We start from the raw sequence: 20,448 nt of genomic DNA on the forward strand, positions 1-20,448 counted from the left end.
GTCCGGCACCCGAAGGTGGTGAGGGGTCAGGCCTGCTCGGCGTCCGCGGCCGGAGCCTCGGTGGCCGGGGCCTCGGCGGCGGGCTCCTCGGCGGCAGGGGCCTCGGCAGCCGGAGCCTCGGCGGGCTTCTCGGCGGTCTCGGCGTCGTCCTTCTTCTCGGCCTTCTCGCCCTCGAGCAGGTCGCGCTCCCACTCGGCGAGCGGCTCGCCGGCGGCCTTCTCGCCCTTGGCGCCACCGGCGGCACCGGAGCGGGCGATGAGGCCCTCGGCGACGGCGTCGGCGATCACGCGGGTGAGCAGGGTGACGGAGCGGATCGCGTCGTCGTTGCCCGGGATCTTGTAGTCGACCTCGTCGGGGTCGCAGTTGGTGTCGAGGATGGCGACGACCGGGATGTTGAGCTTCCGGGCCTCGCCGACCGCGATGTGCTCCTTCTTGGTGTCCACGATCCAGACGGCGCTGGGCACCTTGGACATCTCGCGGATACCGCCGAGGGTCTTCTCCAGCTTGGCCTTCTCGCGGGAGAGGACCAGCAGCTCCTTCTTGGTGAGGCCGGAGGCGGCCACGTCCTCGAAGTCGATCTGCTCGAGCTCCTTCAGGCGCTGCAGGCGCTTGTAGACGGTCGAGAAGTTGGTGAGCATGCCGCCCAGCCAGCGCTGGTTGACGTAGGGCATGCCGACGCGGGTGGCCTGCTCGGCGATGGCCTCCTGCGCCTGCTTCTTCGTGCCGACGAACATGACCGTGCCGCCGTGGGCGACGGTCTCCTTGACGAACTCGTAGGCGCGGTCGATGTACGACAGCGACTGGAGCAGGTCGATGATGTAGATGCCGTTGCGCTCCGTGAAGATGAAGCGCTTCATCTTCGGGTTCCAACGGCGGGTCTGGTGACCGAAGTGGACGCCGCTTTCCAGCAGCTCCCGCATCGTGACGACGGCCATGGCCGTATCTCCTTGATTTTCTCGGTTGTGCCGCGCGAGCCGGACGGCTCCCGCGCCTGACGCCCGGATGCGCCTGCCGCAAGGGACCGAGGGGCGCTGACACGGACCTGTACGGGCCTCGTGCCGGGGCGTGCGAAGTCGACCCGGTGACCCGGATCGCCACCAGAAGTGTACGGGACCCGCGGGGTACCGGGTGACGCGGCTGTCCACAACCGGAGCGCGGTCCACAGGGCGGGGCGGCGACGGGCGCCGGCGCGGCACGGTGCTCGTATGCGAACGACGCGATGGACGAGTGCGCGCAGGTGGCCGGTGGTGCTGCTGGCCGGTCTGACGCTGCTGACCGGGGGGCCGCCGCACCCGGCGCCGGCAGTGGCCGTGATGGAGGCCGCGGAGGCGGGGCGGAGGGAGCCGGCCGGGCCGGCGGCCTCGGGGCCAAAGGCGGCGCGAACGGCTCCCGCCGGTGCACGGAGGCTGCTTCCGGGGGCGATGCCGGACCCGGCGGTGCCGGACCTGGCCCGCTTCTGGCCGGTCGGCGACCGGCCCACGGTCGTCCGGGGCTGGGAACCCCCGGCCACCCCGTACGGACCGGGCCACCGCGGCGTGGACCTCGCCGCGGCGGGCGGGACTCCGGTACGGGCGGTGGCCGCGGGGCGGGTGTCGTTCGCGGGGCCGGTGGGGGGCCGGGGTGTGGTCTCGCTGGAGCTGGCGGGGACGGGTGAGCCACCCCTGCGCACGACGTACGCACCCGTCGGGGCGGCGGTGGAGAAGGGCGACCGGGTCGCGGCCGGCGACGTGCTCGGCACGGTGCAGCCGGCGGGCTCGCACTGCACGGCCTGTCTGCACTGGGGCCTGCTGCGGGGCGAGGTCTATCTGGACCCGCTGACCCTGCTGCCGCCGTGGCTGCTGGACACGGGCCCGTCCAGGCTGCTGCCGGTCCTCGGGGTGCCGCTGCCCGGCCGCACCGAGGTCAGCCCCGCACGCCCCGCAGCGCCATGGAGACCGCCGCCCGCGTGATCGCCTCGGGTTCCTCCGCCGCGCCCAGCTCGATCCGGCGCACGGCCGCGTCCACGACGCCCTGGAGGAGCATCGCCGCCAGCCGCGGCTGCTCGTGCCCCATCTCTCCCAGCGCCTCGACGATCATCGCGACCAGCCCACCGTGCGCCGCCCGGATCTTCTCCCGCGCGCCGGCGTCCAGCTCGCTCGCGGAGATGGCCACGACGGCCCGGTGCCGCCGGTCCCCGACCAGGTCGAGCTGACTGCGCACATACGCCTCGACCTTGGCCTCGGGAGCCGTCTCGCGCTCCATCGCCGCCTCGACCTCCGCCGCCCAGACGGGGAAGTCGACGGCGCACAGCTCCTCGACCACGGCCGCCCGCGACCGGAAGTACTCGTAGACGGACGACCGGGCGAGACCCGTCCGCTCGGCGAGGGCGGGGAAGGTCAGCGCCTCCGTCCCGCCGTCGGACAGCAGGGATCGTGCCGCGTCCAGCAGGGCGGCACGCTGCATCGACCGGTGCTCGGCCACAGAGGCCGCTCGAATCCTTGGCACGTCACCACTTTACGGACGCGGCACCCGGTACGGGAGTCACTCACCCGGCCGCACGACCGCCCGGCCGGGTCACCGGCGGCGCCGATCCGCCTCCGGGCGCCCGATCAGCGGCCGAAACCGGCCAGCTTGGCGCGCAGTTGCAGCACCGACTTGGTGTGGATCTGGCTGACCCTGCTCTCGGTCACACCCAACACGTTGCCGATCTCGGCGAGCGTGAGGCCCTCGTAGTAGTACAGCGTGACGACGGTCTTCTCGCGTTCCGGCAGCGTGTTGATCGCCCGGGCCAGCAGCCGGCGCAGCTCCCGGCCCTCGGCGACCTCCACCGGGTTGTCGGCGGCGGTGTCCTCCAGCGTGTCCATCAGACTCAGCCGGTCGCCGCCCTCGCTGCCCGCGTGCAGCAGCTCCTCCAGGGCCACCACGTTCGCCAGTGACAGCTGGCTGAAAACCGCGTGGAGGTCCTCCACCGCGATCCCCATCTCCGCGGCCACCTCGCTCTCCGACGGGGTGCGGCGCAGCCGTGCCTCCAGCGTCGCGTAGGCGCGCTCCACGTTGCGCGCCTTCTGGCGCACCGACCGCGGGATCCAGTCGAGGGCGCGCAGTTCGTCGATCATGGCGCCGCGGATCCGGGTGATCGCGTACGTCTCGAACTTGATCTCGCGGTCGACGTCGAACTTCTCGATGGCGTCGATCAGGCCGAACACCCCGGAGGAGACGAAGTCGGCCTGCTCGACATTGGACGGCAGTCCCACGCTGACCCGGCCCGCCACGTACTTCACGAGGGGCGAGTAGTGCAGGATCAGCTGTTCCCGCAGCCGCTCGTCGCCGGTCGCCTTGTACGACCGCCACAGCTCGTCGAGTGTCGAGGGGGCGGACGGTCGCACGCTGCCACCGTCACGGGCGGCTGGGGGGATCGCCGCCCGGTCGGACCCGGAGGTGTGCTGGGGCATTCGTCGCCTAGTGCCGTTTCTGCCGTGTCGTGGTCTGTCTGAGGCCGCCGGTCTGCTCTCTGGTCGTCGCCCCGTGGTCGGCCGTCCGCGTGGGCTCCGTGAGCGTAGCGTGACTGAGCCGTCGCGGTGTGCGAAGGAGAGGGCGGTGACCCTACGCAGATACGTTCCGCTGAACGCTCCGCAGGGGAAATGATGATCGCTCTGAGTGATCACTCGAATACCTCAACTGCCCGAATCCCCATGGGCGTCGGGGATCCCCCGGACGGCCGAACACGGTGCGTCAGCACGGGCTGCGACCACCGCGAACCGAGATCATCGCCTGGCGTGTCAACTTCCAGCCGTCGCCGTGTCGTTCGACGTAACCAAGTGCGCGAAGCTCGTACAGCCTCGCGATGGCGTCGTCCTCGGTGGTCTGCGCTCGGCTCGCCACCCGGGCCGCAGTGGCCGTCCCGCGTCCGGGGAGCCCGGCCAGCACGTGGCGGGTCCTGGGCTCCAGGAGGTCGGTGGGCAGGACGGGCCCGCGCCGCTCCGGAGGCAGCTCGCCCATGTCCCCGACCAGCTCGACCACCTCCGCGGCGTCGCCGACGAGGACCGCGTCGCCGCGCAGCAGTTCGTGCACGCCCGCGGAGAGCGCGCTGGTCGCCGGCCCCGGTACGCCCATCACGTGCCGGCCCAGACGCCGGGCGGCCCGGGCGGTCACCAGCGAACCGCTGCGGTAGGCGGCCTCGACGACCACGGTGCCCCGGGTGAGTGAGATGTTCTGTATGGCTACTGACGAGTAGAACAGTCTCCGCCCTGCCGCATGCCTGGTTGAGCGGGGGTAACGCTCGACGGGTTCTCGCGACAGGTGTCGTGCACGGGTTCCGGCTTCCATCAGGTCACTCCCTTCGTGGTGTTGAGCTTGGCCATGAGCTGGCGGTTGGCTGAGCGGGCCGCGTCGAGGTCCTCGTCGCGGTCAGCGATTTGTCGTTGCAGGTCGGTGACCTGCTGTTCCAGGTAGTTGACCCGCTTTTGCAGGGCCTCGTGGTCGGGAGGTCCGCCGAGGCCGGCTCGTTGCCAGACCTGTTCGCCGAGGGATTCGGCGAGGCGTTGTTCGAGGTGGCGGATGTGGGCGTCCTGGCGACGAACGCGGTCCGTGAGGTTCGCGATGTCCGTGAGGAGCGACTGTTTGCTCGCGCTCGGACCGGTGGCCGTGCTGATCTGCGGCTCGGCGGCGCGCGTGATGACAGCGGCGTGCAGGTCGGGGTGGCGATAGATGAGGCTGCGATGCACTCCGGCGGCCCGCGAGACGGCGGAGACGCTGATGTCATCGCCGCGGGCGACGAGTTGATCGAGCGCGGCCAGAACCTTGGCGCGTCGGCGTTCGCTGTCCTGGCGGCGCCCGTCGGTGAGGCACTTGGTGTTGTTCATGGGCGGTGCTCGTTCCTGGTCTGGTCGACGAACGAGCCGATGACGGGCATGCCGAGGTCGACGACCTGGCGGGTGCGACGCAGGGCGGTGGCGGCTTCCTTGATCTGCTCGCGATCATCGTCGGTGAGCTCGTCCATGGAGTCCTCGACGCGGTGGATGAGCTGGCGGAGTTTGGCGATCTCGGTCTCGGAGGGTGCCGCTTCGGCGCGGGCCCACGAGTCGAGTTCCCCGGTGGCCAGGGCGCGTTCGCGGTCGCGCAGGAGGGTGGCGAGGTAGTCCTTGAGTTCGGGGAGGTAGGACGCGTCGGTGCGGAAGTGGCCGCAGCCCAGGCAGCGGAACCGGAACGGGCAGGCGTGTCCGCCGGCCTTGACGTTGCTGGGTTCCATGCAGATCCCGAAGGGGACGGAAACCTGCCCGATGCGGAGACGGACGTGTTCGTCGTCCAGGGTTCCCTGGATCTTCTGCCAGGTGCGTTGTCCGTTGCGGTCGAATTGGTGGGCCGCCACTCGCTCGACCGCCTGACGCATTCGCTTGCCCGTAATGCGGTAATAGGTCTGGGTTGTGACCATTGATCGATGGCCCATCAGATCGCGCAGGACGTCGGGCGGCACTCCGGCGTCCGCATGCCGTTGGGCATAGCTGTGCCGGTAGGCGTAAGGGAAGACGGACTGCTTGTTGAACTCGATGTCGCCGTCGGCAAGGAGGACGGGCAGGGCGTCCACCCAGCTCCGGTGGGCTGAGCTGAGCGAGGTGTCCGTCAGGCGCCGGGTGCCGTGGGGATTGCGCTTCGGGGCGGGCAGCAGGGCGAGCTCGCCCAGTGGGGTGTCGGGGAAGCGATCCTGGACGGCGCGTTGCTGGTTGCGTACGACTTCAGCGGTGGCATCGGCGATGGGGAGCCGGCGGCCGGAGCGGTTGTTCTTGTAGTCGTGATAGATCAGCATGCTCTTGCCGCTGGCGTCGGTGGCGAGGCAGTCCCAGGGCAGTCGGCAGATCTCATCGGGCCGGCGGCCCGTGTCGATCAGGAGCTCTGTGGCGACGCGGATCGAGGAGCCGGAGCGTTCTTCCAGCTCCGGAAGACTTCGGCAGAGCTGGGCGAGAACGGTTTCGGGAAGGCAGCGGCCCGGTTCGTCGCTGGTGTCCTGGCGAGGGATGTCCTCGGGGAAGAAGGAGAACTCCAGCGGCAGTGCGGCGATGTCGTGGCCGGGCAGTCTCTTCCCGCGGTTGCGCAGGTCGCCCAGGATTCGCTTGACGTTGCGGCAGTCCTTGATCCGGGCGTCCTGGCTGATCTTGCCGACGCTGACCAGGTAGGCGAGACGGTTGAGGAAACTGATGGCGTCGCCGCGGCTGAGCTTTTCGGGAATGTCGCCGTGGTCATCGGCGCGATGCAGACGCAAGCTCTCGGAGAGCCGGGTCATGCTGTGCACGTAGTGCTGCATGACGCCGCCGACCGAGTCGCCGCGACGACGTGGCATGTCCTCTCCGACCCAGTACTTGACCATCTCGCGGAGCCAGGGCTGGGTGATCCCGGTGAAGTCGAGGGTTCGGTTGCCCTGCCCGAACACGGCCAGGTTCCAGAAGTCCTTGCGCCGTTCGGAGTCGGGGTCGGCAGCGGCAAGGTAAGCGGCTCTGGCGATGGTCGACCGCAGTGACTCGATGTTGCGTGTGGGGGTGACCAGGTCCTGGAGGGTTGTGACCTGCTGGGTGCGTGCCTGGGTGGCGAGCAGGCTCAGGCGGGGCATCTCCGTGATGTTCCCGGCCCGGTAGCGTTCCTGAAGCCCGACCAAGATCTCGGCGACGACCCTGGGTGGCAGGCGCCGGAGGTCGACTTGACGGGCATCGTGGCGGGCCGGTGCGGTCCGCAGCCAGTGCTCCAGGTCGAAGTCCGGGTCCTTCCTCCGCAGGACCTGGACCCTCTTGGTGTGCGGATTGCAGAGCCCTAGGCCCTGCGTCGTGTGACTGCGCCAGTCGCAGAGTTCCACCCGGCAGAAGCCAGGGTGGGAATAGCGGGGCAGATCGGGGCGGGCGAGGAACTGTTCGAGGCTCAGGTCGCTGCGCTGAAAGTGCCAGAGATGGGCCGCGCAGATCTTCGCTCGGCCCGTTTTGGCGGGCCGCTCGCAGTGGCCGACCGCGCAGATGGTCTCGTCCCAGACCTTGACGTTGCGCCGGTATGTCGCCTGGAATTCCTCCTTGCCCCGTCCGCTGGTCCTCCATTGATTGGTGCAGGCGTGACACCACTGCCGACGATGGCCGATCACGGTGTTGCAGCCGTCGATGCGGCAGATCGCGTAGCCGACGAGCGGGTCTTCGCGGGGCGGGCGCCAGAGCAGCTTCTCCTCGATCCAGCCGATCCTCGTCAGGAAGTCGAGGTCCAGCTGGGCTCGAAGACGTCCGACGACCTCATCGTCTTCCGACGGGACGTCGTCGGGCGGACTGACCACCTGGATGGCCATGGTCATGAGTGCGGTCCTTCCGGGAAGAGGCGCGGGCTGGGGACTCGTTCGACGGCCTCCCGCAGGCGCTCGTGCGAGGGGTGCAGGTAGGGCTGGGACGACAGCAGCGAGTCGTGGCCCAGCAGCTCGGCCAGTTCGTCGAGCTTCCCGCCGGCGGCCACGATGTTGTCCGCGAAACCGTGGCGCCCCTGGTGCGGGCGGACGCGGCGTTGCAGACCGGCCCGGCGGCTGAGAGAGGTGATCAGTTCGTTGATCGCTCCGAGCCGCATCGGAGCCCCGATGCGGCCCCGGAAGAGGTTCACCAGCAGGAAGTCGCTGTCCGCGGCCGCCGCGATGCGGGCCCGCTCGATGACGTACTGGTCGTGGGCCTGCATGAGCAGTGCATCGACCGGGATCGCGCGGGAATTGCGGGACTTGGCGGAGGCCCGGTTGATGTTGTCGCGGCGGATCACGTGGAGGTGACTGCCCGGAACGGGGCAGCCCAGAGGGCGGGCATCGAGCACAAAGTGCAGGTCAGCCCTGCGCAGGCCGGCGAGTTCACCACGGCGGATGCCGGCGCGGGCCATCAGCAACACGATCAGGCGGTCTCTCGCCGAGCGGCAGGCCCTGACCAGGGCGACGATCTCCTCATCGGTGGCCCGGTCGACCGGCTCGTCCGGCTCGTGAAGGCGGTGGCGGACCTTCGCGTAGCCGTGTGGGACGCCGTACTCGCCCCGCACCTCGGTCGGAAGGTCCTGGCCGTCGCCGACCTCGTAGAGCTGGTCAATGACCCAGGCCGGGGCCGAACCGATACTGACCGTGTACTTCAAGTACTCGCGTACCGCGGCGAGTACGACGTTCACGCGACGCGGACCCCGAACTTGCTTGGCGCCCTGGCTGGGAACCACCGGTGCCCCTGTCGGGTGCTGCGGCGCGTACTTGAGCCAGACCATGAACATGCCCAGATGGCGGGCTCCGGCGGCCCAGGCCCGGCCGCTCTCCCTGCACCAGCGCAGATACAGGGCGACGGCTCCGGCGTACGACTCTGTCGTGGACTCCGCACGCTCGCGGCCGAACCGCAAGTGCCGCAGGAACTCGTCCGGTGTGTCGATGACGCGCAGTTCACTGTCCAGGACGGTCCAGTAGGCGACGCCTGAGGGCAGGACCACGCGGAAGGACCGAAAGGCGGCTGAAGGAAGCGTTTGTAGGCTCACGCGATCACAACGACATGACCGACGTGCACGACACCCCTTCGGATGCTGTCCCACTCGACCGGGTTGCCCCAGGTTCTACGACAGTGCACGACACGCTTCCCAACCCAACAGAAGCGGCGATGACCCGGTTGCGCAGGATGAATCTGCTGGGCGTCGGGTGGTCCCCCGGTGGCAGCTCCCCGACGACCAGGCCCTGCTCGGCGATCCTGGTGATCAGGGCGGTGTGCCCGGGAGGGTAGGGGCGGTCGACCCCGCAGGCGAGGACCGCCGCGGTGGCTCCGCCCGCGCCGAGGGCGCCGCGGTGGGCGGCGCCGTCCACGCCGTAGGCGCCGCCGGACACGACGACCCACCCCCGTTCGGCCAGGCCGGCGGCGAGGGTGGCGGCCATGTGGGCGCCGTACTCGGTGCAGGCGCGGGCGCCGACGACGGCGACCGACCGCAGCGCCCACATGCGCAGACTGGGAGCGCCCCGCACCCACAGGCCGAGCGGCCGGGCGTCACCGAGGTCGTCGAGCTGTCCCGGCCACTCGACGGTCCCCGGCGTCACGAACCGCGCGCCCGCGGACCGCGCGACGGCCAGGTCCCGTCCCGGGTCGGCCGTGCTCGCCCGGGCGCACAGTCCCGCCCACCGCTTCGCGCTGATCCCCGGCAGGGCGCGCCCGCCCTCGCGCAGCCGCCGCGCCACGTCCAGGACGCCGTGCTCCCGCACCCACCGGCCGACCGTCTCGTCACCGGGCTCGGTCACCCGGGCGAGGAAGACCCGGCCGAGCGTCTCACCGTCGGCCGGTCCACCGCCGTGGGCTCCGCTCGCACCCGAGCAGGAGCCCCCGACGCCCGGCTCGTCGGCACCACGTGCATCACCGGCACCACGTGCATCACCAGCACCATCTGCAGCGTGAACCCCACGAGCATCGCGGGCATCACGGGCAGCGGCACCGGCACGGAACCCGTTCGCGCCGTCTCCGGCCGCCTCATCGCCGAGGGCCACGCCGTCGTCGCCGAACAGGGCGCCCTCCCCCGCCGGCACACCGTCCCCGCTCACGTCAGCGCTCCCAGGGCCATCGGGACGCCCCGCGGCACCCCGGTGCGCAGCTGCAGGGCGAGGGCGACGTCCCGCGCGTCGGGGCGGTCCCGACCGACGAGGTCCGCGACGGTCCAGGCAACGCGCAGCACCCGGTCCAGCCCGCGGGCGGTGAGCACGCCGCGCTCCAGACTGCGCTCCGCCTCCTCCATCGCGCCGGGAGCCGCGCGCCAGCGGCTGCGCAGCTCCCGGCCCGGCACCTCGCTGTTCGACCGCCACGGGGTGTCCGCGAGGCGGGCGGCGGCCCGCTCCCTGGCCGCGCGCACCCGGTCGGCCACCGTCGCGGTGGCGTCGCCCCGGGGTCCGTCGCCCGCCAGCTGGCCGCGCGTGACCCGGTCCACCTCGACCCTCAGGTCGACCCGGTCGAGCAGCGGCCCGGAGAGCCTGGCCTGGTAGCGGCGGACGGAGGCCGGCGAACAGTCGCACAGCTCGTCCGTCCGGGAGAACCGCCCGCACGGGCAGGGATTGGCGGCCAGCACCATCAGGAACCGCGCCGGGAAACGCATCACCCCCGCACTGCGCGCGATGACGACGTGCCCCGCCTCCAGCGGCTGGCGCAGGGCGTCCAGGGCGTGGCCGCTGAACTCCGGGGTCTCGTCCAGGAACAGCACGCCTCGGTGTGCCAGCGACACGGCTCCCGGCCGCGCGACGCCGGGGCCGCCCCCGACGAGGGCCTGCATCGTGGCGGAGTGGTGGGGAGCGCAGTAGGGGGCCACGTCGATCAGGGGCTTGCCCGGCGGCAGCAGTCCCGCCACCGAGTGCACGGCGGTGACCTCCAGGGACTCCGTCCGGCAGAGCCGGGGCAGGATGGCGGGCAGCCGCTCGGCGAGCATCGTCTTGCCGGCACCCGGCGGCCCCTCCAGGAACAGGTGGTGCCGTCCCGCGGCGGCCACCTCCACCGCGGTGCGCGCCGACTCCTGGCCGACGACGTCGGCGAGGTCGTGGCCGTGGTCGTGCTGCGCCGCCCCGACGGTGTGCATGCCGGTGGCCGCGCCGGTGCCGGGCATGCGCAGGCCGGCCAGGAGCGGATCCGGGCGGCCGGGCGGGTCCTGCTCCTCCTCCGGCACGGGTTCGTCGGCGAGGACGGCGATCAGCTGGCGCAGGCTGCGCACGCCGAGCACGGACACACCCGGCACCAGGGACGCCTCGGCCGCGGCGCACTCCGGTACGACCACCTGTTCGTAGCCGGCCTCGGCCGCGGCCAGCACGGCCGGCAGGATGCCGCGCACGGGCCGCACCCGGCCGTCCAGCCCCAGCTCACCGATCATGACGATGTCGGCGAGCACCCGCGGGTCGATCCGCTCCGCGGCGCCCAGGACACCGGCGGCGACGGCGAGGTCGAAGCCGCTGCCGCTCTTGGGCACCGAGGCCGGGCTGAGTCCCACCGTCAGCTTCTTCTGGGGCCACTCCGCGCCCGAGTTCACCACGGCCGCCCGTACCCGGTCCCGGCTCTCCGTCAGGCTCTTGTCCGGCAGTCCCACCAGCGTGAAGGCGGCCACGCCCGGTTCCAGGTCGGCCTGGACCTCGACCACCACGCCCTCGACGCCGACGAGGGCCACCGAGCACGTACGCGCGAACCCCATCACGCCACCCCCCGGGCGTGCTCGACCACGGGCGCGCCGCGCTGCGGGAGGAGCACGCCGACCAGGTCGATGCGGACACCGCCGGGCGGGGCTCCCCCGTGGGTCTGGATCCAGCGCTCGGCGAGCCGCCGCAGCCGCTCCGCCTTCTCGGGGGTCACGGCGGCCATCGGGTGCTCGAAGGAGCCGCTCCTGCGTGTCTTGACCTCGCAGACGACCAGGACGTCCCCGTCCCGGGCCACGATGTCGATCTCGCCGGTCCTGCCACAGCGCCAGTTGCGCTCCAGGACGGTCATTCCGGCCCCGGTCAGCCGGCGGGCGGCGAGCGTCTCGCCGTACCTGCCCATCGCACCTCGTGCGTTCATGTCGGCACCACCTCCGGCGCCAACGATGAGGGCGGTTCAGCGAGTTGTTGGATCTTGGTGGACGGCCGCGGGACTGTGGACAACCCCGCCACCCGCACGGGTGAAAAGCGGTGCCTTCCAGGCCGGTCGGCCGGGAAGGCACCGGGCGAGCCGCGGGCGGGGTGCGTCGCTCAGCTGCCGGGAAGCTCCAGGTCGCTCTTGTTCAGCTCCTCGATGTTCACGTCCTTGAACGTCAACACCCTCACCTGCTTGACGAACCGGGCCGGCCGGTACATGTCCCACACCCAGGCGTCAGCCATGGAGACCTCGAAGAACACCTCGCCCTGGACCGAGTGCACCTGCATCTCGTAGTCGTTGGTGAGGTAGAAGCGCCGCTCGGTCTCGATCACGTATTTGAACAGACCGACGACATCGCGGTACTCCCGGTAGAGCTTCAGCTCCATCTCGGTCTCGTACTTCTCGAGGTCCTCGGCGCTCATGGCATGTTCCCCTTCAGCCGTACGGTCTCCCCATTGTGCGCCAGTCCCGTGCGCCCCTAGACGATTTCGGTGTCCAAGGTCACCGGCCCGGCCGGGGGACCTTCGTCGAGCAGCGTGCGCAGCAGCCCGGCGAGTCTGGTCGGGTACACCGTCTCACGCGCCCGGGCCAGTTCCTGACACGTCCACCAGCGCGCTCCGGCGACGCTGCGCCGCTCCAGTTCGGTCAGGCCGGCGGCCTCGGTGGCGGTCTGGCTCGTGCGGGCCAGGTAGTACCACTCGTCCTGGTCCCAGCGGCGGCCCGCGAAGGGGAAGGAGCACCTGCGCCGCCACAGCACCGGGCCCAGCTCGACCTCGGTGATGCCGGTCTCCTCCAGCAGCTCTCGCCGGGCGGCCTCCTCCCGGGTCTCGTCGCCCTCCACGCCTCCGCCGGGGGTGAACCACCAGTCGTCGGCCGGATCGTCCGGTTCGTGCCCGTGCAGCAGCAGGATGCGGTCCTCGGGGTCGAGCAGCACGACCCGGGCGACCCGGCGCACTCCGCCCTCGTAGGTGTCCTCTCCCGCCGGGGTCACCTCAGCGGCCACCGGCCGGCCCCGCTCCCCGCCGCGCGCGGGAGGCCCCGGCCCGCTTGGCGAGGGGGCCGTAGGCGGCGCCGCCCAGAATCAGCACGGCACCGGCGACCACCAGCGCGACGACCGTCCGCAGCGGACCCGGCGACGAGAGGTCGCCCAGGGTCCGGAAGCCGGTCGGCCGCTCCAGCATGCCGTTCATCGGCCAGGCCACGGCGTCGACGCGGGCGTTCACCGCACCGCGCGACACGGTGCCGCCGGCCGCGTCGGTGAGGTGGGCGGTGGAGTCCACGGAGTTGTCGCGCTCGTCACCCAGCAGGAACAGGCGTCCCTCGGGGACGGTCACGGTCTGGAAGTCGCTGATCTCGGCCGGGGTGCCGGCGGGCAGGTACGGCTCGTCGATCACCTTGCCGTTGACCTTCAGCTTGCCCTGCTGGCAGCAGGAGACGGTGTCCCCGCCGACGGCGACGACCCGCTTGACCATCGGGGCGTTGGCCCAGGTGGCGTCCTTGAACACCACGACGTCGCCCCGGCGGACGTCGGCGCCGTCGATGCGCTGCGCCAGGACCCGGTCACCGGCGTCGATCGTCGGCGTCATCGAGCTGGTCGGCACGGTGTAGGGCCGGTAGATCACCGCTCCCCAGCCGAAACCGCCGAGGAACAGCACCAGGCCCAGCGCCACGGCGATGCCGGACAGCCGCTGCCCGGTCCGGCCGCCCCCCGCGCCCTTGTTCGCTCCACCGCCGCGCGGGACCGTACGTGTCGTGCTCTCGCCACCCATGGAGCCGCACCTTACCCGGCGGTACGCCGACGGGGCAGCCCCTCCCGGAGGCCGGAGAACGGCCGGGAGGGGCTGCCCCGTCGAGAAGCGGCCGAGGAAACGGCCGCGGAGCCACGACCGGGATGCTCAGGATGTCAGGATGCTCAGCGGTTCTCGGTCCGCGTGGAGGGGCCGGAAGCGGCAGACGCGGCGGACGCGGTGCGACGACGGCGCCACCACACGACAGGGACCACGCCGGCGACGGCCATGCCCTGGGGGGCGACCGACAGTGCGGCGGCGGCCGAGGACGCCTTCAGGCCGTCCTGGTCGAAGGTGTCGGGGATCGACAGGGTGCTCCAGCGGTTCATCGGCCAGGCGACCACGATGGCGCGGCCGACGACCTCGTCCACGGGGACCATGCCGCCGTTCTTGTCCGCCTGGTTGTAGCGCGAGTCCCGGGAGTTCTGCCGGTGGTCGCCCATGACCCAGATTTTGCCCTCGGGCACCGTGATCTTGAATCGTCCGCCCTGGTCGTCGTCCGAGCACGGCGTGTTGCCCGGGTAGACGTACGGCTCGTTCAGCGCCTTGCCGTTGACCTTGAGCGGGCCGGTCTTGTTGCACTCGACCGTGTCGCCGGCGACACCGATGACGCGCTTGATCAGGTCCTTCTCGTCCGCGGACGGCATCAGGCCGATCCAGCTGAGGACCGTCTGCAAGGCGTTCGGATCGGGCGTCGGCTCGCCCGCCAGCCAGTCGTCCGGGTCGTGGAAGACGACGACCTCGCCGCGCTCGGGCTCCGAGCCGAACCAGGGGGTCAGCTTGTCGACCAGGACCCGGTCACCGATCTGAAGGGTGTTCTCCATCGAGGACGACGGGATGGAGAACGCCTGCACCAGGAACGTCTTGATCAGCAGGGCGAGCACCAGCGCGATGCCGATCAGGATCGGCAGTTCCTTCCAGAAGGAACGCTGCTTCTTCTCCGCGGGAGGTGCCGCGGGCGGTGTCCCGCCGACTCCCTCGTCCTCGGTCCCGCCGTTGTGCGCGTTCCCGCCGCTCTGTCCGTTCGTCACCCTGCCGTCCTCGGTTCCGGAGCCGTACCCGGAGTCCGGGGCGTCGGCCCGGGCCGGGCCGGCCGTCTCCACGGGGCGTCCGCGGTTCTCCTCGCCGTCGTGTCCGGACCGTGCGCCAACCGCCACATCCCCCACGCCAACTCCTTACTCTCTGCCGCCGCCCGCCCCGGAAACGGCGCAGGCCCACCACTCCCATAACGAGCGGGAGTTCCGCAGGGGTCGGGAGTTGCATCATCGCGTTCGGATCGTAGGGGGCAACCCTATGCGACACGTCGGGAGCGGCGGTCGCACCGGGAGCCGCGTCGGAGACGGTCGCGTAGGTTTTCGGCTCGTCCAGGGTGGTCCAGTGACCGAACGGCCACGCGATCACCATGGCCCGGCCCACCACCTCGTCCTCGGAGACGGTGCCGAAGTCGGTGTCCTGGTGGAAGCGGGAGTCGGCGGAGTTGGACCGGTGGTCGCCCATCACCCACAGCCGTCCCTCGGGGACGGTGACGTCGAACGGCGTCCGGGACGGGCTGTCCCCCGGGTACAGGTAGTCCTCGTTCAGGGGAACGCCGTTGACGGTGACGCGGCCCTGTGTGTCGCAGCACTTGACGTGGTCCCCGCCCACACCGACGACGCGCTTGATGAGGTCCTTCTCGTCGTCGGACGGCAGCAGTCCGATGAAGGCGAGGCCCTCCTTGACCTGCTTGACGCCGACGGGGTCGTCCTTCTTGGTGGTCTGCTCGCCCGCCAGCCAGCCGCCGGGGTCGCGGAAGACGACGACGTCCCCGCGTTCCGGCTCGGAGCCGAACCAGGGGGTGAGCTTGTCCACCAGGACCCGGTCTCCGATCCGGATGGTCTGCTCCATGGAACCGGACGGGATCACGAAGGCCTGGACGAGGAACGTCTTGAGCACCAGCGCGATGAGGACGGCGACCCCGATGAGGAGCGGGATCTCCTTGACGGCGCCGCGTCTGCGCCGCCGTTTGACCTTGCGCTGGAGCTTGCGGCGCTCGGCGCGCGAGCGGCCGCCGGACGGCGCGGCGGTGCGCCGCGAACCGGTGGGCAGCAGGTTCTCCGCGGGGCTGCCGGCCGCTCCCCTCGGCTTGCCCCGGCTACCCATCGGCGTCCCCGGCGCGCGCCGCCCCGGTCCCGGCATCGGACGCGGCGCCGGCGTCGGCCTCCGCCTCCGCCTCCGGCACGCGCGCGTAGGCGTCGGGCCGGTCGATGCGGGTGGCGTGTCCGACCGGCCAGACGATCCAGTCGGCGCGGCCGATCACGGCGTCCAGCGGGACCATCCCACCGCCCGGGGAGCCCAGGTGGTCGCGGGAGTCGCTGGAGTCGGCGCGGTGGTCGCCGAGGACGAAGAGGGTGCCGTCGGGGACGACGACGTCGAAGGGGACCGTGGACGGGCGGTCGCCGGGGTGGAGGAAGGCCGACTCGTCGACCGACTGGCCGTTCACCCGGACCCTCCCCTCCTCGTCGCAGCAGACGACGTGGTCCCCGCCCACACCGACGACGCGTTTGATGTAGTCGCCGTCACCGAAGAGCCCGGTGCCGTCGAAGACGACGATGTCCCCGCGTCGCGGCCGACCGTCGAAACGGTACGCCAACTTGTTTACGAGAACGCGGTCGCCGATCCTCAATCCCCGCTCCATCGATCCGCTGGGGATCTGGAACGGCTGCAGCACGAAGGTGCTGAGCAGGAGCAGGAAGAGCATCAGGACCAGCAGGGTCACGGTGATCCGGCCGCCCGGCACCCAGTGCGAGATCCGCCCGGGGAACGCGGAACGCGACCGTCCCTCCGGGCCCTCCGCGTCCGAGGGGTGCTCGGAGTCGGAGGGGCGGGAGGAGCGGTCGCGCTCCGTGTGCTGTGCTTCGGTGTCCATCGGGGCCAGATGTTATCCGGCCCCGGCACGGACCTCGGAGGGCGCTCAGCTCTCGCGCTTCTCCTTGATCTTCGCGGCCTTGCCGCGCAGCTCGCGCAGGTAGTACAGCTTGGCACGGCGGACGTCACCGCGGGTGACGAGCTCGATCTTCTCCACGATCGGGGTGTGCACCGGGAAGGTGCGCTCGACGCCGACGGAGAAGGAGACCTTGCGGACCGTGAAGGTCTCGCGCACGCCGGCGCCCTGACGGCGGATGACGACGCCCTTGAACTGCTGCACACGGGAGCGGTTGCCCTCGATGACGCGCACGTGGACGTTGACGGTGTCGCCGGGGCGGAAGGCCGGGACGTCGCTGCGCAGCGACGCGGCGTCGACGGAGTCGAGCAGGTGAGACATTTCGTCTGCTTTCCTCGCTGATGCCACAGGTCATCAGCGGAAACTAGGTGTTTCGGAATCAGGGTCGTGCGGGTCGGGACGGGCGTCGTCTCCCCCTGTGGCAGGGGCGCGCTCCGGACGGACGCACAACAGCCGCCTATTCTTCCATGCCCGGGGTCCTGCGCCAAAATCGGCCGTACGGTTCCCCGTCCGGGTCGGGCTGCCAGCCCAGGATGGAGAGCATCTCGCGGTCCTTCTTGTCGAAGGCGGCGGGCTCGCACCGTTCGATCAGGTCGGGCCGGTTGGCCGTGGTGCGTCGCAGGGCCTCGTCGCGGCGCCAGCGGGCGATCCTGCCGTGGTGGCCGCTGAGCAGCACGTCCGGGATGCCGCGCCCGCGCCACTGCGGCGGCTTGGTGTGGACGGGGCCCTCCAGCAGGTTGGCCATGGCGCCGGGGGCGAAGGAGTCGTCGCGGTGGGACTCGGCGTTGCCGAGCACGCCGGGCAGCAGCCGGGCCACGGCCTCGGTGACGACGAGGACGGCCGCCTCGCCGCCGGCCAGGACGTAGTCGCCGATGGACACCTCGTACACCGGCATCCGGGTCGCGTACTCGTCGACGACGCGGCGGTCGATGCCCTCGTAGCGGGCGGGGGTGAAGATCAGCCAGGGCCGCTCGGAGAGGTGGACGGCGAGTTCCTGGGTGAAGGGCCGGCCGCTGGGCGTGGGCACGACGAGGGCGGGCTCGCCGGAGCCGCGCTCGTAGCCGTCCGCCAGGACGGAGTCCAGGGCGTCGCCCCAGGGCTCGGTCTTCATGACCATGCCCGGGCCGCCGCCGTAGGGGGTGTCGTCGACCGTGTTGTGGCGGTCGTACGTCCAGTCGCGCAGGTCGTGCACGTGGACGCCGAGCTGTCCGCGCGCGCGTGCCTTGCCGACCAGGGAGACGTTCAGCGGTTCCAGGTACTCGGGGAAGATCGTGACGACGTCGAGCCGCATTACGCGCCGGCCCTCTCGTCGCCGTCCTTCTCGTCGCCGTCCCCCGCGTCGCCGTCCGCCTCGTCACCCGCGGCGTCGCTACGGCCGTGAGCGACTTCGTCGCGGGCGGAGGCGATCTCCGCGCGGTCGTCGATCAGGCCGGGCGGCGGGTCGATGACCGCGCGCTGCTCGTCCAGGTCGATGTCGGTGACGATCTCGGAGACGAACGGCACGTAGACCTCGCTGCCGTCGGGACGCTCCACGACGAACAGGTCCTGCGTGGGCAGGTGGGAGATCTCGGTGATCCGGCCGACCTCGGTGCCGTCGGCGGTCACCACGTCGAGGTCGATCAGCTGGTGGTCGTAGTACTCGTCGTCGTCCTCGGGCCGCTCGTCCGGGTCCACGTCGGCGATCAGGAGGGTGTTGCGCAGGGCCTCGGCCCCGGTGCGGTCGTGGACGCCGGCGAAGCGCAGCAGGAGGCGGCCGCTGTGCACCCGGCCGGTCTCGATGGTGAGCGGCCCGACGGAGGCGGGGTCGGTGGTCAGTACGGCACCGGGCCCGAGCCTCAGCTCCGGCTCGTCCGTGCGGACCTCGACGGTCACCTCGCCCTTGATCCCGTGGGCGCGGCCGATGCGCGCGACTACCAGCTGCACTGTGCTTGATCTCCTGTCGGAACTGCGGACGAGCCGCTCGGGGCCGTACGGCTCCGGGGCTCTTACGACTGCGGGCCGGGGACGGCCCAGTGGCCTTCCCCGGCCCGAGCCGGTGCTGCGATTGCCGTCAGCGGACGTGGTCCACGTCGACGAGGTCGACACGGACACCGCGGCCGCCGATGGCGCCCACGACGGTGCGCAGGGCGCGTGCGGTGCGGCCGTTGCGGCCGATCACCTTGCCGAGGTCGTCGGGGTGTACCCGGACCTCGAGCACCCGCCCACGGCGCAGGTCGCGCGAGGCGACCTGCACATCGTCAGGGTTGTCGACGATGCCCTTCACGAGGTGCTCGAGAGCCTCCTCGAGCATGCTCAGGCCTCGGACGCGGAGGACTCGGCGGCGGCCTCGTCCTTCTTGTCGGCCTTCTTCTTCTGGGTGATCGCCTCACCCTTGCCCTCGTCCTCGCCACCGATCGCCTCGAAGGACGGGCGGGCCGCCTTCTCGGCCGGCTGCAGCAGCGGAGCCGGGGCGGGCTCGCCCTTGAACTTCTGCCAGTCGCCGGTCTTCTTCAGGATGGCGAGCACGGGCTCGGTCGGCTGCGCGCCGACACCGAGCCAGTACGCGACACGCTCGGCGTCGACCTCCATCACCGACGGGTTGTACGTCGGGTGGTACTTGCCGATCTCCTCGATGGCCCGGCCGTCACGGCGGGTACGGGAGTCGGCGACGACGATGCGGTAGTGAGGCGAACGGATCTTGCCCAGACGCTTCAGCTTGATCTTGACTGCCACGGGAGTGGGTTCTCCTGGTTTTGACGTGGTTGGGCACGGCGAGAGAGCCGCGTGGGGTTGCGGTACCCGAGTGCCCGATGGACGCGTCAGCCGGAGGAGAGAGGGGTCCTGTGCGACTGTCGAGTACAGCTAGCCATTGTGCCACACGCGGGCGGGCCCGCCGGACCGAGGGCTCGGCGCCCGCCCGGGGGCGGGCCGCTCGGCCCCGGACGACGGGCCCCGGCCGGCTCCGGCTGCCACGAGCAGCCGGACGCTCAGCCCACTCCCGCGCCGACCACCTCCGGAATCCGGAACGGCTTGCCGCAGCCGCCGCACATGATGGGGGCCTGGGCCAGCACCGACGGGACGACCCGCACGTTGCGTCCGCAGTCGCAGACCGCCTTCACGCGCACCCCTCCCCCGGAGGAGCCGTGACGCGCGGCCGGACCGCGGAAGCTGCGGGCCGTGTCGGTCGCGGTGGCGACGGTGTGGGCCTTCAGCGCGCGCTGGAGGCGTTCGATCGTCGGACGGTAGCGGCGCTTCGCCTCGGGGGTGAGCGTGACCAGCGAGAAGCCGCTGCTGGGATGCGGCTCCTCGGGGTGGTCCAGGCCCAGCTCCTCGGCGATCGCCAGGAATCGACGGTTGTGATAGCGCCCCGCGCGGGAGGTGTCGCGTACTCCGCGCGCGGCGGCGATGCCGTGGACTGCCTCGTGAAGCAGTCGCTCGAAGGAGAGTTCGTGCCCGCAGGCGGACGACGACTCTCCGATCAGGGACTCGGGCGCGGCAAGATCGGGCAGCTCGGTGTGGTGCCGCTGAATGTCGGCCCACGCCTGCGCCAGCTCTGCGGCGAGAACAGGTGGTGTCGTGCTCACGTAATGACAACGAGCCGGGGGGCCGCTGTGTTCCTATTCCGGGGCATCCCAAATAATTTGCACGTACCAGTCAGTTGCCGCTGATGCGTCCCGACGAGGGCGGGTGCGCTGATCTGCGGAGAAGCCTCACAGCTCGTACCAAGCTGGTGCGTAGTCCGACGTACGCGCCGGCGCGTAGCCGCCGTCCACGCGCCGGGGCGGGTGGGATCCGCGCGGGCGCAAGAGGCGTTTCGGCCGCCGTCACGCCGGAGGAAGGCGCTCCGAGCCGGAGCGCCGGCGGAGGTGACGTTACCCGGTGCGCCGCGGACGTCCGGCACCGCCCCGCCCCACGGCGCTCCCCGGCCCCCGGCGACGACCGCCGCGCCGGTCGACCTTGGCCGGAACCGTCCCCCCGGCGCCTCGGCCACCCACGGTCATCGACCGGCGACACGATCCGGCCATCCGGCCGGGGCCGCGGAACGGGGCTACTCGGGGTACCACGCGGCCAGGCCCATGTTGCCGGGAAGTGAATTCTCGCCACGGTGACCGGGACCGGGCAAACCGGGCCCCGC

The 20,448-nt window shown here is 71.4% G+C and carries 21 protein-coding genes and 2 pseudogenes; 1 reads left to right on the forward strand and 22 read right to left on the reverse strand.

Going from position 1 to position 20,448, the window contains the following annotated elements:
* Window positions 1-26: 26 nt before the first annotated feature.
* Entirely contained in the window at window positions 27-935 is a 909-nt protein-coding gene (rpsB, locus tag ACIBCJ_RS29275) for a 30S ribosomal protein S2 (protein ID WP_362103734.1), read from the reverse strand.
* 270 nt (window positions 936-1,205) lie between these two features.
* On the opposite strand from rpsB, the gene ACIBCJ_RS29280 reads away from it, so the two are divergent.
* Window positions 1,206-1,949, forward strand: a complete 744-nt coding sequence (locus ACIBCJ_RS29280) for a M23 family metallopeptidase (RefSeq protein ID WP_365981133.1) — start codon at window positions 1,206-1,208, stop codon at window positions 1,947-1,949.
* Here ACIBCJ_RS29280 and ACIBCJ_RS29285 read toward each other — a convergent pair.
* From ACIBCJ_RS29285 to ACIBCJ_RS29385, 21 genes and pseudogenes are all read right to left on the reverse strand, one after another.
* Window positions 1,903-2,460 (reverse strand): TetR/AcrR family transcriptional regulator, encoded by a 558-nt coding sequence (locus tag ACIBCJ_RS29285; RefSeq protein ID WP_133889604.1) that lies wholly within the window; start codon window positions 2,458-2,460, stop codon window positions 1,903-1,905. The two genes, ACIBCJ_RS29280 and ACIBCJ_RS29285, sit on opposite strands and share 47 nt — an antisense overlap.
* A gap of 128 nt (window positions 2,461-2,588) precedes the next feature.
* Complete coding sequence (whiG, locus tag ACIBCJ_RS29290; RefSeq protein WP_133889461.1) at window positions 2,589-3,431, reverse strand: RNA polymerase sigma factor WhiG; 843 nt, start codon at window positions 3,429-3,431, stop codon at window positions 2,589-2,591.
* A gap of 280 nt (window positions 3,432-3,711) precedes the next feature.
* Window positions 3,712-4,185, reverse strand: a pseudogene (locus ACIBCJ_RS29295) (DNA-processing protein DprA); the annotation flags it as partial.
* A gap of 119 nt (window positions 4,186-4,304) precedes the next feature.
* Window positions 4,305-4,841 (reverse strand): DUF6262 family protein, encoded by a 537-nt coding sequence (locus tag ACIBCJ_RS29300; protein ID WP_365981134.1) that lies wholly within the window; start codon window positions 4,839-4,841, stop codon window positions 4,305-4,307.
* Complete coding sequence (locus tag ACIBCJ_RS29305; RefSeq protein WP_365981135.1) at window positions 4,838-7,297, reverse strand: tyrosine-type recombinase/integrase; 2,460 nt, start codon at window positions 7,295-7,297, stop codon at window positions 4,838-4,840. The genes ACIBCJ_RS29300 and ACIBCJ_RS29305 overlap by 4 nt, the downstream gene beginning before the upstream one ends.
* Window positions 7,294-8,439 carry a tyrosine-type recombinase/integrase gene (locus ACIBCJ_RS29310; protein WP_365981136.1) on the reverse strand — a complete coding sequence of 382 codons (1,146 nt, stop codon included), beginning with the start codon at window positions 8,437-8,439 and terminating at the stop codon, window positions 7,294-7,296. Before ACIBCJ_RS29310 ends, ACIBCJ_RS29305 begins: the two co-directional genes overlap by 4 nt.
* Window positions 8,440-8,488: 49 nt before the next feature.
* Window positions 8,489-9,472 carry a DNA-processing protein DprA gene (locus ACIBCJ_RS29315; RefSeq protein WP_399283805.1) on the reverse strand — a complete coding sequence of 328 codons (984 nt, stop codon included), beginning with the start codon at window positions 9,470-9,472 and terminating at the stop codon, window positions 8,489-8,491.
* 50 nt (window positions 9,473-9,522) lie between these two features.
* The gene (locus tag ACIBCJ_RS29320) at window positions 9,523-11,148 is read right to left on the reverse strand and encodes a YifB family Mg chelatase-like AAA ATPase (protein WP_365981137.1); all 1,626 of its coding nucleotides are present in this window, start codon (window positions 11,146-11,148) and stop codon (window positions 9,523-9,525) included.
* Window positions 11,148-11,510, reverse strand: coding sequence for a YraN family protein (locus tag ACIBCJ_RS29325; RefSeq protein WP_133889463.1), 363 nt, complete (start codon window positions 11,508-11,510; stop codon window positions 11,148-11,150). The genes ACIBCJ_RS29320 and ACIBCJ_RS29325 overlap by 1 nt, the downstream gene beginning before the upstream one ends.
* Window positions 11,511-11,680: 170 nt before the next feature.
* Window positions 11,681-11,989, reverse strand: a complete 309-nt coding sequence (locus ACIBCJ_RS29330; protein ID WP_005311352.1) for a DUF2469 domain-containing protein — start codon at window positions 11,987-11,989, stop codon at window positions 11,681-11,683.
* A 56-nt stretch (window positions 11,990-12,045) separates the two neighbouring features.
* Entirely contained in the window at window positions 12,046-12,570 is a 525-nt protein-coding gene (locus tag ACIBCJ_RS29335; protein WP_362103730.1) for an NUDIX hydrolase, read from the reverse strand.
* Window positions 12,560-13,336, reverse strand: a complete 777-nt coding sequence (gene lepB / locus ACIBCJ_RS29340; RefSeq protein ID WP_365981138.1) for a signal peptidase I — start codon at window positions 13,334-13,336, stop codon at window positions 12,560-12,562. The genes ACIBCJ_RS29335 and lepB (ACIBCJ_RS29340) overlap by 11 nt, the downstream gene beginning before the upstream one ends.
* Window positions 13,337-13,479: 143 nt before the next feature.
* Window positions 13,480-14,520 carry a signal peptidase I gene (gene lepB, locus ACIBCJ_RS29345; protein ID WP_365981139.1) on the reverse strand — a complete coding sequence of 347 codons (1,041 nt, stop codon included), beginning with the start codon at window positions 14,518-14,520 and terminating at the stop codon, window positions 13,480-13,482.
* Window positions 14,414-15,493, reverse strand: a pseudogene (lepB, locus tag ACIBCJ_RS29350) (signal peptidase I); the annotation flags it as partial. The pseudogene lepB (ACIBCJ_RS29350) and the gene lepB (ACIBCJ_RS29345), both read right to left, overlap by 107 nt.
* Window positions 15,486-16,259: a signal peptidase I gene (gene lepB, locus ACIBCJ_RS29355; RefSeq protein WP_365981140.1), complete on the reverse strand. Its 774-nt coding sequence runs from the start codon at window positions 16,257-16,259 to the stop codon at window positions 15,486-15,488. The gene lepB (ACIBCJ_RS29355) and the pseudogene lepB (ACIBCJ_RS29350), both read right to left, overlap by 8 nt.
* A gap of 45 nt (window positions 16,260-16,304) precedes the next feature.
* The gene (gene rplS / locus ACIBCJ_RS29360; protein WP_016432403.1) at window positions 16,305-16,655 is read right to left on the reverse strand and encodes a 50S ribosomal protein L19; all 351 of its coding nucleotides are present in this window, start codon (window positions 16,653-16,655) and stop codon (window positions 16,305-16,307) included.
* Between the two features lie 136 nt (window positions 16,656-16,791).
* Entirely contained in the window at window positions 16,792-17,625 is an 834-nt protein-coding gene (gene trmD, locus ACIBCJ_RS29365) for a tRNA (guanosine(37)-N1)-methyltransferase TrmD (RefSeq protein WP_362103726.1), read from the reverse strand.
* Window positions 17,625-18,257 (reverse strand): ribosome maturation factor RimM, encoded by a 633-nt coding sequence (gene rimM, locus ACIBCJ_RS29370; RefSeq protein ID WP_365981141.1) that lies wholly within the window; start codon window positions 18,255-18,257, stop codon window positions 17,625-17,627. The genes trmD and rimM overlap by 1 nt, the downstream gene beginning before the upstream one ends.
* A 127-nt stretch (window positions 18,258-18,384) precedes the next feature.
* A complete protein-coding gene (locus ACIBCJ_RS29375; RefSeq protein ID WP_005479813.1) occupies window positions 18,385-18,624 on the reverse strand; it encodes an RNA-binding protein in 240 nt (79 codons plus the stop codon).
* Window positions 18,625-18,626: 2 nt separating this feature from the next.
* Window positions 18,627-19,046: a 30S ribosomal protein S16 gene (gene rpsP / locus ACIBCJ_RS29380; protein ID WP_007444852.1), complete on the reverse strand. Its 420-nt coding sequence runs from the start codon at window positions 19,044-19,046 to the stop codon at window positions 18,627-18,629.
* A 254-nt stretch (window positions 19,047-19,300) separates the two neighbouring features.
* Complete coding sequence (locus tag ACIBCJ_RS29385) at window positions 19,301-19,897, reverse strand: hypothetical protein (protein ID WP_133889470.1); 597 nt, start codon at window positions 19,895-19,897, stop codon at window positions 19,301-19,303.
* Between the last annotated feature and the right edge of the window lie 551 nt (window positions 19,898-20,448).

It is taken from the genome of Streptomyces sp. NPDC051136 (assembly GCF_044455745.1).
In the GTDB taxonomy this organism is placed as follows: domain Bacteria; phylum Actinomycetota; class Actinomycetes; order Streptomycetales; family Streptomycetaceae; genus Streptomyces.